At 62.6% G+C, this 13687-nt stretch carries 11 protein-coding genes; 7 read left to right on the forward strand and 4 right to left on the reverse strand.

Annotation, left to right across the window (positions count from 1 at the left end; all coding sequences use genetic code 11):
* Window positions 1–16: 16 nt before the first annotated feature.
* The 3 genes from FJ492_RS17995 to FJ492_RS18005 are packed head-to-tail and all read left to right on the forward strand — an operon-like array spanning window position 17 to window position 5816.
* Window positions 17–3019, forward strand: coding sequence for a trifunctional glycosyltransferase/class I SAM-dependent methyltransferase/polysaccharide deacetylase (locus FJ492_RS17995; protein WP_246676057.1), 3003 nt, complete (start codon window positions 17–19; stop codon window positions 3017–3019).
* Entirely contained in the window at window positions 3016–4005 is a 990-nt protein-coding gene (locus FJ492_RS18000) for a glycosyltransferase family A protein (RefSeq protein ID WP_140771276.1), read from the forward strand. The genes FJ492_RS17995 and FJ492_RS18000 overlap by 4 nt, the downstream gene beginning before the upstream one ends.
* Window positions 4002–5816, forward strand: a complete 1815-nt coding sequence (locus tag FJ492_RS18005) for an ABC transporter ATP-binding protein (protein WP_140771278.1) — start codon at window positions 4002–4004, stop codon at window positions 5814–5816. Before FJ492_RS18000 ends, FJ492_RS18005 begins: the two co-directional genes overlap by 4 nt.
* Before the next feature lie 63 nt (window positions 5817–5879).
* On the opposite strand, the gene galE is transcribed toward FJ492_RS18005, so the two are convergent.
* On the reverse strand, window positions 5880–6851 hold the full coding sequence (galE, locus tag FJ492_RS18010) for a UDP-glucose 4-epimerase GalE (RefSeq protein WP_140771280.1): 972 nt from the start codon (window positions 6849–6851) through the stop codon (window positions 5880–5882).
* Window positions 6848–7822 carry a UDP-glucuronic acid decarboxylase family protein gene (locus FJ492_RS18015; RefSeq protein ID WP_140750714.1) on the reverse strand — a complete coding sequence of 325 codons (975 nt, stop codon included), beginning with the start codon at window positions 7820–7822 and terminating at the stop codon, window positions 6848–6850. Before FJ492_RS18015 ends, galE begins: the two co-directional genes overlap by 4 nt.
* Before the next feature lie 369 nt (window positions 7823–8191).
* Between FJ492_RS18015 and FJ492_RS18020 the strand changes: the two genes are divergently transcribed.
* Together FJ492_RS18020 and FJ492_RS18025 are read left to right on the forward strand one after the other, a co-directional pair.
* Window positions 8192–9688, forward strand: a complete 1497-nt coding sequence (locus FJ492_RS18020; protein WP_140771282.1) for an aldehyde dehydrogenase family protein — start codon at window positions 8192–8194, stop codon at window positions 9686–9688.
* Window positions 9689–9822: 134 nt separating this feature from the next.
* Window positions 9823–10098 (forward strand): hypothetical protein, encoded by a 276-nt coding sequence (locus FJ492_RS18025; RefSeq protein WP_140717463.1) that lies wholly within the window; start codon window positions 9823–9825, stop codon window positions 10096–10098.
* 76 nt (window positions 10099–10174) lie between these two features.
* Here the strand turns inward: FJ492_RS18025 and FJ492_RS18030 are convergent, their stop codons facing one another.
* Both FJ492_RS18030 and FJ492_RS18035 read right to left on the reverse strand, forming a co-directional pair.
* Complete coding sequence (locus tag FJ492_RS18030) at window positions 10175–10675, reverse strand: peptide deformylase (RefSeq protein ID WP_140771284.1); 501 nt, start codon at window positions 10673–10675, stop codon at window positions 10175–10177.
* 82 nt (window positions 10676–10757) lie between these two features.
* Complete coding sequence (locus tag FJ492_RS18035; protein WP_140509290.1) at window positions 10758–11843, reverse strand: CaiB/BaiF CoA-transferase family protein; 1086 nt, start codon at window positions 11841–11843, stop codon at window positions 10758–10760.
* Between the two features lie 118 nt (window positions 11844–11961).
* On the opposite strand from FJ492_RS18035, the gene FJ492_RS18040 reads away from it, so the two are divergent.
* Both FJ492_RS18040 and FJ492_RS18045 read left to right on the forward strand, forming a co-directional pair.
* Window positions 11962–12984 carry an LLM class flavin-dependent oxidoreductase gene (locus FJ492_RS18040; protein WP_140509289.1) on the forward strand — a complete coding sequence of 341 codons (1023 nt, stop codon included), beginning with the start codon at window positions 11962–11964 and terminating at the stop codon, window positions 12982–12984.
* A gap of 49 nt (window positions 12985–13033) precedes the next feature.
* Window positions 13034–13678: a ThuA domain-containing protein gene (locus tag FJ492_RS18045; protein WP_140509287.1), complete on the forward strand. Its 645-nt coding sequence runs from the start codon at window positions 13034–13036 to the stop codon at window positions 13676–13678.
* Window positions 13679–13687: the final 9 nt, after the last annotated feature.

Consider the following 13687-nt stretch of genomic DNA (forward strand, 5'->3'; position numbering starts at 1 on the left):
CGTGGCGCATAATCCCTTGGTTTCAGTCGTGGTGCCTGCCCGGAACGCCGAGGTCACGCTCACACAGGCGCTCGATTGCCTCCTCGCTCAGGGTATCGCCGATTGGGAGGCGATCATTGTCGACGACGGCTCGACGGATAATACCGCACAAATCATCGCCGGTTATGTTGAGCGCGATGCCCGGTTTCGGACAGCGAACTCTTGCGCCCATTGCGCCGCGGGGGCGCGCAATGAAGGGATTTCGATGGCGCGTGGCCGCTGGCTGATGTTCCTGGATGCGGACGATTGGGTGGATGCCGGCTTCCTCGCAAAGATGCTCGCCGCACTGGAGGCCGCGCCTGATGCCGTGGCTTGCTATTGCGGTTCCCGGCGCGTGATGCCCGATGGCGCACTGACCCCGTCGAGCATCGCGACCGAGGTTGCGATTGAACCCTTCGAGGCCTTCGCGCGCCGATGTGCCATCCGCACGCACGCGCTGCTGATCGATCGGGCGACAATTGTCGAGTTGGGCGGCTTTGATGTGTCGCTGCACACCTGCGAGGACTGGGATTTGTGGCAGCGCGTCGCACGTCAAGGCAAACCTTGGGTGATGGTCGACGAGCCGCTCGCTTTTTATCGGGCAAGCCCCAACTCGCTCACCCGCAATTCGAGGCAGATGCTGGCAGACGCGGAAATCGTTATCGCCCGCGGCTTTTCCGCCGACTCCAGGGTCAAGCATCCAGCGTCGGCGCATGCCAATGGGGCGATCTCGGCGGACGGCCGCACCGCTTCCCAAGCACTGGCGTGGTTCGCGCTGTGGATCGCGGCAGCTGATTGCGGCGGCGGCGGCGGCTCGATCGACCGGCAGATCCTGCGTGCGCTCCCGGCCAGATATGAATGGGTGCGTGAGATCGCCAAGGTCGTTTTCGACGGCCTGATGGTGGGAAGCCTGTCGGTGCCGGAGCAATTGGCTTCCAGGTGGGACAGGTTCGGCGGCCCCTTGAGCGGTCTGATCATCGACCTCGGCCAAGTCTGGGGCGATCCCGTGGCGGGTCGCCGCGTACAATATCATCTTGAGCAAATGCTTCTCGACTTCGACGATCTTGCCGCGCCGCGCCCGCTGGCGCTAACGCTCGGCATTCGCGTCGATGCTCGAAATCCGACCTCGACCGAATTGCCGGAAGGGATCGATCAAATCTACGCCTACCTGATGATCGACGGCAAGATCGGGGCTCTGGTGCAGTTCGGTGCGCTCGGCAGAGTGACAAGGCGTCATTGGATTGAACTGATTCTCAATTTCGTGCCTCCTGAGAAGGTCATACGCGGCCTTTCCGGCTACCGCCGCATGGCGTTTCGCCTCTGGAAGGGAGCCGCGCGGCTGACGGGCCGATCGCCCCTTCCAGATCCGCGACAGAACGCCGGAGCCGACAAGCAGGATAAGCTTGCAGCAGACGCATTGCTGTCGGCGGCGGGACGCCGGTCTGATCCGGGCAGCCACTACGACAGACTGGCGCGGTTGGCAGCGGAAGCCGAAGGGCTGGTGCGTTCGAGTGCCGAGGCGGTAGAACCTCTTGCGCCGCCGCGCCGTGTCCGGGCCGAGGGTGGGCGCGACAATGATCGCGCGTCGTTCTGGGATCGCCATTTCGCGACTGAGGATCCCTGGAACTACGGTTCGGCCTATGAGCAGGAAAAATACGAGCGGCAACTCGAAATTCTGCCGGCCGGTCCCATAGAGCGGGCGCTTGAACTGGCCTGCGCGGAGGGCCACTTCACGCGGCAACTGGCGCCGCTGGTGGGCCATTTGACCGCAACCGACATTTCGGCCGTAGCCGTCGAACGCGCGCGCGCGCGCTGCTCGGACCAGAAGAATGTCGAGTTCGCCGTGCTGGATTTCGCCGCGGCTGTCCTGCCGGGTGGGATGGACCTGATCATTTGCTCGGAGGTGCTTTATTTCCTGGACGATCCCGCCGAATTGCGGCAACTCGCCTCAAAACTCGTCGCGGCGTTGGCGCCTGGCGGCAGTCTTGTCAGCGCAAACGCATTCGTGCTTCGTGACAATTTGGAACGGACGGGCTTTGATTGGGACCACCAATTCGGCGCACAAATCATCTCGCAGACGCTGGCAGCGACGGAAGGCCTCGTCCTCGAGCGATCGATCCAGACCGATCTCTACCGCATCGACCGCTTCCGCCGGGTGTTACCTGAGGATGTGGCAACGGAACCGACGATCGACCATGTTCCAATCCGCGCGCCGATCGAAATAGAGGTCGCGCGAAATATCGTCTGGGGCGGGGCGCGGGCGCTGCGCCGCGACGTCGCGCGCAGCGAGCGGCGGCAACGCATCCCTGTTCTCATGTATCACAGCATCTGCGATGAAGGTCCGGCCGCGCTCGCCCGTTATCGGTTGACCCCCGCCGCGTTCGCCGACCAGATGGCATGGCTGCGCGCCAATGGCTTTCACACGATCATTTCCGATCAGCTGGAATGGTTCGTCGCCAACCGCCATCCTTTCGTTGGCCGCCCGGTGCTCATCACCTTCGATGATGGTTTCCAGAACTTTGCCGACCAAACCTGGCCGATCTTGCGAGCGAACGACTTGACCGCGGAGGTCTTCCTGGTGACGGACCTTGTGGGGGAAAGCGCGCGGTGGGATGCCGACTTTGGTCCACCGGCGCCGCTCATGGACGCCGGGTCGGTGCGTCGCCTCGCCACCGAAGGTGTATTCTTCGGAAGCCATCTGGCGACGCACCGCGCGATCGATGGTCTTTCGAGCTCCGACCTGGCCGGTGAGCTGTTACGCTCACGGATGTTCATCGAACGGTGGACCGGCCGGCCCACGATGGCGTTCGCGGCACCTTTCTCGGTCACCGACCGACGGCTTGGCCGCCTGGCCAAGGAGTGCGGCTATCGGATCGGCTTTGGCGGCGGACATGGGCCGGCGGACCTTAATAGCGATCCCATCGACCTTCCCCGCATCGAGATTCGCGGCGATCGTTCGCTCCATGACTTTGTTGCCATTTTAGAGGCCGTCCTTGAATGAACGGCGAACCGGTCAGCGTCATCATCCCCGCGTATAACGCGCAAGATACGATCGACGAGACGCTCCGCAGCGTTCGCTCGCAGTCCTACAAGGCGCTTGAGATTATTGTCGTCGACGATGGGTCGCGCGACCAGACTGTTGCCATCGCCCGGCGTCACATGGAGATCGACCCGCGCGTGCGGCTGATCGAGCAGGCAAACGCCGGGGTAGCCGCTGCCCGCAACAGGGGATGGCAAGCGGCGCGATCTGATATGATCGCATTTGTCGATGCCGACGATCTCTGGGCGCCGACTAAGATCGAGCGGCAGATGGCTGTGCTCGATCGGACAGACGAGAAAGTAGGGCTCGTCTACTGCTGGTATTTGGTGGTCGATGCCCAGGGTGCGGTAACCGATGACCGGCATCGGCCAAACTGGCGGGGCGATGTGCTTGAACGCCTCTTCCACGGCAATTTCGTTGGTAACGGCAGCGCCGCCCTGGTACGCCGACAGGCACTGATAGACGCCGGCGGTTTCGAGAGCGGACTTCGAGAGGCCGGTGCGCAGGGTTGTGAAGATATCCTCTTCTATTGTCGCGTCGCCGAAGGGTACCACTTCGAAGTCGTCGAAGAGCCGCTGGTCGGGTATCGCTATTTGCCGGGAAATATGTCGAGCGACATGACCCGCATGCTACGATCCTGGATGCTCGTGGTGGACGAGATGCTCGGCCGCCACCCGGATGCGGCACCGACGCTGCGTGAGGGCCTGCATTTCTATTCGGCCTGGCTCCTGGAGCGAACGTTGCGCCAGAGGCAACCGCGCTATGTGCTCCCGATCCTGTCACTGTTGCTGCGCTACCATCCGGTGATCGCCATGCGGATAATCGCCTTCGATTTGCCGTGGATCGGTACGCATCTGGCCAAGCGTGTCGCGACGAGGCTGGCGCGCGGTCGGGGGCCGATCCGCCCGCGGGTGACCACGCGCTTCCCGATCGGGGACCTGAAATGAGCGACGCCAAGGATGCCATACGCCGCGGTGCGGTCCGTGCTTCGTTGCGCGATCTTTCACACCTGCTTCGCATCGTTGGAAAGCCGCGCTGGGCGACCCCCGTGCTGCTCGCGCTTGGTTTTCTGTCGTCCTTGGCCGAGACGCTCGGCATCACCCTGATCCTGCTGTTCCTCTATCTGGTGTCCAACCGGATCACGGAGGCAGGAGGTGGCCTTCAAGGTCGAGCGCTGGGCCTGGCAGTCGCCTGGTTCGGTAGTCCTACCCGGCTCGCCTTGGCGATCCTGCTGCTCATCCTCGCGCGTGGTGCGCTGGCGCTGGTATATTCGTTGATCAGCTCCAGCATTGGCGAACGGATCAGCGAACGGTCGCGAAACCTCGTCCACCAACAATATCTCAGGGTCGCTTTCGGAACCATCCAGCAGCACGAGCAATCGCAACTCATGGAGGTGCTCGGGACGGAATCGTGGTTGGTCGCGCAGGCTTATGGCGCGGTCACCCGGCTCATCATAAATAGCTGCTCGATCGTCGTGTTCGCCGTCTTCCTGCTCACTATCTCCTGGAAGATCCTGCTGATCGCAGCCCTCGGCTCAATCGCGATCTCCGCGATCTTGCGCATCTTTTCGCGGCCCGCGCGTGACCTGGGCCATCAGGTGAAGAAGATCCACCAATTGCTCGGCGAGCACATGCTCATGACGCTCCAGGCGTTGCGCACCATCCGCGCCTACGGACAGGAGGCGCTTCATCAGCGCCGCTTCGTGCAATCATCGGCGGCCGCGCGCAACGCTTCGTTGTCCATGATCCGCCTGTCGTCATGGATCGGGCCAACCACCGAGATCGGCTACCTCGGAATGTTGGGCTCCATCGTTCTGGTCTCGGGGTGGTGGCACATCAGCTTCGAGGTGACGCTGGCCGCGGTCGCGCTGCTGTATCGATTGCAACCGCATACCCAGGAGTTCGAAAGCAACCTGCTGTTTCTGGCGCAGATACAGCCGCAACTGCGCTCGGTCCTGGAGATGATCCAGTCCGAAGACAAGGAATATCCATCGCAGGGAACAATCGCGCTCAGGAATTTGGACGCGAGTATCGTCTTCGAGCGCGTCACCTTCGGATATGATCCAAACGCGCCGGTGCTCACGGACCTGTCGCTCGAGATTCCAGCCGGAGTAACCACGGCCCTGATCGGCGCAAGTGGCGCCGGCAAGACCACGATCGTCAATCTCCTCCTGCGGCTATACGAACCGACCTCCGGAGAGATCAAGATCGACGGTACCCGGCTCCAGGATATCAGGCGGGACGATTGGCTTTCCAAGATCGCGGTGACCGGGCAGGACGTCGACCTGGTCGAGGGCACGGTGACGGAGAACATCCGAATGGCCAAAGCCGATGCGACCGAAGAAGAGATCCTTGCCGCTGCCCGCAGTGCGGGTGTCGCGGCATTCGTCGAGGACCTTCCCGACGGCTACGACACCTGGATCGGACAGGAAGGACTGCGATTTTCCGGTGGCCAGCGACAGCGCATCGGCCTCGCGCGAGCTGTATTGCGCGATCCGGACTTCCTGATCCTGGACGAGGCTATGAACGCACTCGATACCGCGCTCGAGGACCAGGTTCGGCGTGCGATTGATAGAAAGCTTGGCAACAGGACCATTTTGCTGATCACGCACCGCATCGAAACGGCGCGTGACGCCGCAAACGTCATTTGGATAGAGGACGGCAGAGTGAACAGCCAAGGGCCCGCTTCTCTCGTCGTTCCTCAATATCAACGTCGCCAGCACGAAATCGTATGTGCCTCCGAGGCCGAGGGTAAGTGATCCCTACTTGAGGACGCCGCTTTTCTGGATGGTGGCGTAGGGCCACCCGGCCGTCTGGTGTAGCTATCGGCTGCGATACCAAGCCAATGCCGTCTCGACGATCCTGTCGATTCCAGATTGCTCGGGCACCCAGCCGAGTTCCCGGTGCGCCTTGCCGGCCGCGGCCACGAGCGCTGGCGGGTCACCAGCCCTGCGCGGACCGTAGATCACCGGAACGCGCGATCCCGAAGCCCGGTTCACCGCATCGACCAATTCCTTCACCGTCGTTCCGGTTCCGGTTCCGAGATTGTAGACGTCGACACCTTTGTCGCGGAGAAGCTTCTCCCCTGCCAGGACGTGGGCACGCGCGAGATCGGTGACATGGACATAGTCCCGCACCGCGGTTCCATCGCGGGTATCGAAGTCGGTGCCGTTGACGGTAAAGATCCGGCCCGGCCTGACCGCCGCCTCGATAGCGAGCGGTATGACGTGTGTTTCCGGTTCATGCCGTTCACCGATCTCGCCGTCGGGATCGCATCCGGCCGCGTTGAAATACCGGAGCATGACCGCGCTCAGACCATGGGCGAACGACAGGCTGTCCACCATCCGTTCTATGATGAATTTCGACCATCCATAGGGATTGATGGGCGACTGCGGATGCATTTCGTCAATCGGCGAGCGAACCGGTACGCCATAGGACGCGCAGGTGCTGGAAAAGATCAGCTTGTCGGCGCCGGCCTTCAGCATTTCCTCGAATAAAACCAGCGAGCCGAAACTGTTGTTTCGATAATAGAGTTCCGGGCGCTCGACGGACTCGCCCACATAGGCATAGGCGGCGAAATGCGCCACCACATCAGGCTTGTATTGTCGCAGCGCCGCCGACACGGCCGCGGCGTCGCAAATATCGCCCTCGACGAGCGGCCCCCATTTGACCGCGTCGCGCCAACCGCGCGAGAGATTGTCATATGCAATGACGGACCAACCGGCTTCGGCGAAAGCCTTGCAACAATGTGATCCGATATAGCCGGCCCCGCCGGTGACCAGGACTGTCTTCATTCGGCGGCCGCGGGCCGCAAATGCCCAGACGAAGCCAAGCCTTCGAAATAGGCGATGGTCTTGGCAAGACCATCTCGCAATGCGGTTTCCGGCCTCCAATTCAACTCGTGCAAGGCTGTCCCGATATCGGGTTGTCGCTGTTTTGGATCGTCGATCGGCAGCGGCATAAATTCGACAGTCGACCGGCTTCCAGTGAGCTCGATCACAAGATTGGCGAGTTCGAGCATCGTAAATTCGACCGGATTGCCAAGGTTGATCGGACCGGTAACATCGTCAGCTGTCTGCATCATGCGAACCAGACCTACGATGAGATCGTCGACATAACAAAATGAACGTGTCTGCTGGCCCGTGCCGTACACTGTTATCGGCTCGTTCTGCAGTGCTTGCACGATGAAGTTGGAAATGACGCGGCCGTCGTCCGGACGCATCCTCGGGCCGTACGTGTTGAAGATGCGCGCGACTTTGATCCGCAGCTTATGCTGTCGCCAATAGTCGAAAAACAGAGTTTCGGCACACCTTTTGCCTTCGTCGTAACAGGAACGAGGTCCTATCGGGTTTACCCGGCCCCAATAGTCCTCGGTCTGCGGATGAATTTCGGGGTCGCCGTAAACTTCGGACGTGGACGCCTGAAGAATTTTTGCGCGAACGCGCTTGGCCAGGCCCAGCATGTTGATCGCCCCGTGGACGCTGGTCTTGGTCGTCTGGACCGGATCGAACTGGTAGTGAACCGGGCTCGCAGGGCAGGCGAGGTTGTATATCTCGTCAACTTCTACGTAGAGTGGAAACGTGACATCGTGGCGGATGATCTCGAAGGACCTGTTGTCGAGCAAATGCGAGACGTTTCTTCGGCTTCCGGTGAAGAAATTGTCGACACATATAACCTCGTGACCTTCGCCAAGCAGTCGCTCGCACAAGAACGATCCCAGGAAACCCGCGCCTCCGGTTACCAGGATTCGTTTTGCCACCTGCATTTTGGGATCTCCAGGCCGATTTAGGATAATTCAGGAACTAGCCTGACAGTTGGGCGACTTTCCAGCCTACCGCTTTCAATTTACATTACCGACAAGACATGTTGCCTAAGTGCGCGCCCAGCGGTGTCTCGGCATTGTTTGGATCACACGAAGGGTATGGGTTGGCCAGACGCCTGCTAACCAGTTGATTTCCGACGGCTTCTCGCCCTGCGGGTCCACTATCAGCCTTGACTTAAGACGCCCGCGCGGGCCGATGCGGATGCGCTGCGTGGCCCCGGTCGTGGCCGCCAAAACGCCTTTTCAGCTTTCCTGTTTGAGGTCGCCCGCGCCGGGAGTATTAGTCGCCACGGAATTCGGGAGGAGAAAAAGATGACGCTGAATTTCGACCCGAGGACGAAGGCCACGGCGCTCTATCGTGGCGAATTCAGGCCGATGTTCATCGGCGGCATGTGGGTCGCGGCGCAGTCCGGCGAGGAGATGCAGGCGCTGAACCCGGCGACCGGCGAAGTGCTGGCGACGGTGCCGCGTGGCGGAGCTGCCGATGTCGACGCGGCGGTGGCGGCGGCGCGCGCGGCGTTCGAAGGTCCCTGGTCCAAGTTCTCGCCCTACGAGCGGCAATGCGTGCTGCTCAGGATCGCCGACCTGTTCGAGACACATTGGGAAGACCTCAGCGTCTCCGACACGCTCGACATGGGGCTGCCGATCACGCGCACGCTGGCCAACCGGCGCCGCGTCATCGGCATGCTGCGCTTCTATGGCGGCATGGCGACCGCGCTGCATGGCGAGGCGATCGACAATTCCATTCCCGGCGAGATCGTCACCTTCACAAGGCGCGAGCCGGTTGGCGTCGTCGGCGCGATCATTCCTTGGAACGCGCCGACAGCGGCCTCGATCTGGAAGATCGCGCCGGCGCTCGCCACGGGCTGCACCATCGTGCTGAAACCGTCCGAGGACGCATCGCTGACGCCGCTGCTGATCGCCCGGCTGATGCAGGAAGCCGGCGTGCCCGACGGCGTCGTCAACATCGTCACCGGTACCGGGGCCGAAGCGGGCGCGCGGCTCGCCGAACATCCCGACGTCAACAAGATCGTCTTCACCGGCTCGACGCTGACAGGTCAAGCGATCGCGCGGGCTGGGGTGACCAATCTCAAGCGCGTTTCGCTGGAGCTGGGCGGCAAGTCACCGATCATCGTCTGCCGCGACGCCGATATCGACAAGGCGGTTCCGATCGCGGCGATGGCGGTGTTCGTGCATTCGGGCCAGATCTGCATTGCCGGCTCGCGCCTGTTCGCGGCGCGCGAAATCCATGACGAATTCGTGCGCCGGCTGGCCGAGTTCGCCGGCAGGCTGCGCGTCGGCCACGGCATCCAGGCGGAAACCGAAATCGGTCCGCTCATCAATGCGAGGCAAGCCGGCAAGGTGGAAGGCTACATCAAGGCCGGCAGCGACGAAGGCGCCGAACTGGTCGCCGGCGGCGCGCGGCTGACAGGCGAACTCTATGATGGCGGCAACTTCATCGCGCCGACCGTGTTCGGCGCGGTGTCGGACACCATGACCATCGCGCGCGAAGAGATTTTTGGGCCGGTCATTTCGGCGATGCCGTTCGATACGCTCGACGAGGCCGTCACCCGCGCCAACGCAACGCCCTACGGTCTGGCCGCCGGCATCTTCACCAGCCATCTCGGCACCGCGCACAAGCTGGCGCGCCGCATCAAGGCCGGTTCGGTCTGGGTCAACATGTACCATGCCATCGACCCGGCGGTGCCGTTCGGTGGCATGAAGATGTCCGGCCATGGTCGCGAGGGCGGCATCGAGCACCTGCACGAGTATCTGGAGACGAAGTCGGTCTGGATCCAGACCGACTAGGTGTCCCGACATTCAGGTGAGGCCGGGCGGCATTGCGTGCGGCCGCAAATCGGCTGGCAACGCCCTGGTCCAGGAACTTCTCGTCATCTGAGGATTTGAATATAGGATGGAATCCCAACAGAAGGGTGTTTGCGATGACGACCAAACGGTTAGCGATCTGCGTTCTTGCCGTCGCAATGGGCTTCGGCATGTCCTCGGCATTCGCGGGGGCCAAGCACCGTCACTATCAACAAGGCGAACAGGAACGCTATGTTCCGGCCGACGACGATCTCATCGATTTTCTGTTCGGCGGCCCGCGCTATTATGACCAGCAGTTGTTCACGACGGCTGCGGGGGCCTGCTCCTACCACCGGACTGGTCCGGACGGGTTTGCGATAAACAAGATCAACGATCACCACTGCGGGAAATAATCGGCTGCCGGCCATCAGGCCAGCACGTTGCGAAGGTGACACGGTGCCGGCGTCGCTTCTCTTGCGGGTACAGCGCCTAGGAGGCTCGCATCAGCTTGCCGTAGCGCTTGATCAGCCGATCACGCTTGAGGCGCGTCAGCCTGTGCGTCCAGAACAGCCCGTCGAGCTGATCGATCTCATGTTGGTGGCAAACCGCCAGCAGGCCCTCGGCATCCTCGAACCGCTCAATGCCATCCAGATCCTGATAACGGACGCGTATGCGGGCGTGCCGCTCGATGTCCTCGGTGACGCCGGGCATCGAAACGCTGCCTTCCGCGTGACGGATCATCTCGGTGGAGGCCTGGATGACAGATGGATTTACATAGATTCCCCGCTTTGCGGCGGAAGGAAGCTGGATCACCACCAGGCGTTTCAAGATGCCGATATGCGGGCCGGTGATGCCGATCCCGGGCGCCGCATGCATGGTGTCGATGAGGTCGCTGGCCAAACCGTGCAGCTCCCTGTCGAACAGCTCTACAGGCTCCGCGACGGCACGAAGGAGGGGATTGGGGAACTTTATGATCGGTCGAACCGCCACTGACCTCGTCCTATCTGCCAGTCACTTCGTCGGGTGAGGCCGTAGACTACCGGCCAAGCTGGTATAGCCTAACACGGCGCCATCACGGTTCCGCTAGGCCCGCACGGATTTCGGCATCGTGCTCGCCGCGCGCCGGGCTCTTGGCCGATGTCTTTTGTTCCCCTCCGGAAAAGCGCGGCGCAGCAGCCGCCTGAAGCGCGCCGTCCACCGTCTGCCATGTGCCACGCGCGGTCATGTGCGGATGCCGGGCGGCTTCATGGGGGCCAAGCACAGGTCCGACGCAGGCATCGGACCCTTCGAACAGTTTGACCCATTCGTCGCGAGGTCTCGTGGCAAAGATCGCTGCAAGCCGGTGGCCGAGCGCCGGCCAGAGATCGCGATCGAACTGGTTGGCGAATTGCGGATCGGCGGCGAGGCCAAGCCTGTCGAGGAAAAGCGCGTAGAATTTCGGCTCGATGCACTGGACGCTGATGAAGCCGCCATCCGATGTCCGGTAGACGCGGCACCAATGCGGTCCGTCGAGCAGGCTTTGACCGCGCTCGGCTGCGAGCGCGCCAGACTGGCCGAGCGACATCAGCAGGTTCATCATGTGGGCCGAGCCGTCGACGATCGCGGCATCGACGATGGTGCCTTTGCCGCCGGCGCGGACGTTCATGATGCCGGCCAGCATGCCGATCACCAGATAGAGCGCGCCGCCACCTATGTCGCCGACCAGCGTCGGCGGCGCCATGGGCGGTTCTCCCGGCAAGGAGGCGTACCAGAGCGCGCCCGACAGGCCGATATAGTTCATGTCATGTCCTGCGGTGGAAGCCAGCGGTCCGTCCTGGCCCCAGCCGGTCATGCGGCCGTAGACTAGGCGCGGGTTGACGGCGAAGCAGGCCTCCGGGCCGAGCCCGAGACGTTCCAGCACGCCGGGCCGGAATCCCTCGATCAGCCCGTCGGCGGTGGCGATGAGGCGCATCAGCACGGTCACGTCGTCGTCATTCTTCAGGTCGAGCGCGATGGAGCGCTTGCCGCGATCGAGCAGCGAGCGCTCAGGCGCGCCCTGCATGGACGCTAGCTTGCGATGAACGACAATGACATCGGCGCCGTGATCGGCGAGCAACATGCCGGCGAAGGGCGCCGGCCCCAGCGCCTCGATCTCGACGATGCGGATTCCCCTGAGCATCCCATCCTCCACAGCGTTGGTGCTTTGGATTGCGAACTTTTGGCACCGAGAGGGCGACGGTGTGTAACCCCGCTCTTTTGCCATTGAAGCACGTGCCGCTCGCATATACTTCACGGCGATGAAGAAAATCGGTTTCCTGTCATTCGGGCACTGGACGCCCTCGTCGCAATCGCAGGTGCGTTCAGCTTCGGACGCGCTGCTGCAATCCATCGATCTCGCGGTCGCGGCCGAGCAGCTCGGCGCGGACGGCGCCTATTTCCGCGTGCATCACTTCGCCCGCCAGCTCGCATCGCCATTCCCGCTGCTGGCGGCCGTCGGCGCCAAGACCAGCCGCATCGAGATCGGTACGGCGGTCATCGATATGCGCTACGAAAATCCGCTCTACATGGCCGAGGATGCGGGTGCCGCCGACATCATCGCCGGCGGACGCCTGCAGCTCGGCATCAGCCGCGGCTCGCCGGAGCAGGTGATCGATGGCTGGCGTTACTTCGGCTACGTGCCGCAGGAAGGCAAAAGCGACGCCGACATGGCCCGCCATCACGCCGAGGTCTTCCTCGACACGCTGCGCGGCGAAGGCTTCGCCCAGCCTAACCCAAGGCCGATGTTTCCCAATCCGCCCGGCCTGCTCAGGCTCGAGCCGCATTCGGAGGGCTTGCGCGAGCGCATCTGGTGGGGCGCGGCCACCAACGCCACCTCGCAATGGGCGGCGAAGCTCGGCATGAATTTGCAGAGCTCGACGCTGAAATTCGACGAGAGCGGCAAGCCGTTCCATGTCCAGCAGGCGGAGCAGATCCGCATCTATCGCGAGGCGTGGGAGGCGGCCGGACATGAACGCGAACCGCGCGTTTCGGTCAGCCGCAGCATCTTCGCGCTGGTCGACGATCGCGACCGCGCCTATTTCGGCCGCGGCAATGAGAGCCGCGACCAGATCGGCTTCATCGAGGAGAATACGCGGGCGATCTTCGGCCGCAGCTACGCCGCCGAGCCGGATGTGCTGATCAAGGAGCTTGCGCAGGACGAGGCGATTGCCGAGGCCGACACTCTTCTGCTCACGGTTCCCAACCAGCTCGGCGTCGACTACAACGCCCATGTCATCGAGGCGATCCTCACCCATGTCGCGCCGGCGCTCGGCTGGCGCTGACCCATGCGGCGAGCGGTCGTCGGTCTAATAGATCGAGGGAGGTTGCCGCATGTCGAAGAAAGCCCTGATTGCCTGGGGCGGCTGGGAAGGCCACACACCGGAGCGCAGCGCCAACGTCGTGCGCGATATGCTCGAGCGTAACGGGTTCGCGGTCACGCTCGGCCACGGCACGGCGATGTTTGCCGATCCGGACCTCGCTTCATTCGATCTCATCGTGCCTGTCATCACCATGTCGACGATCGAAAAAGCGGAACTGAAGAACCTGACGCAGGCGGTTCGCCAAGGGAGCGGGCTCGGCGGTTTTCACGGCACGATGGGCGACAGTTTTCGCAATGAGCCGGACTACCAATTCATGACCGGCGGCCAATGGGTCGCGCATCCCGGCGACATCATCGACTATCGTGTCGTCATCGCCCGGCCGGACGACCCGATCACCAGCGGCGTCAGTGGCTTCGCCTACCGGTCGGAGCAATATTACATGCATGTCGACCCGGGCAACGAGGTGCTGGCGACAACCACCTTCACCGACGCGCATTTCCCCGGGATTGGCGGCGTCGTCATGCCGGTCGTCTGGAAGCGGCGTTATGGCGCCGGCAAGGTCTTTTACAGTTCGCTTGGCCACACGGCGGACGAGTTCGCGGTGCCGGAAATGGCGCTGATTGCCGAGCGCGGTTTGCTGTGGGCCGCGCGCTAGCGCGGAGAC

The sequence above is a fragment of the Mesorhizobium sp. B2-5-4 genome (assembly GCF_006441095.1).
Lineage (GTDB): Bacteria > Pseudomonadota > Alphaproteobacteria > Rhizobiales > Rhizobiaceae > Mesorhizobium > Mesorhizobium salmacidum.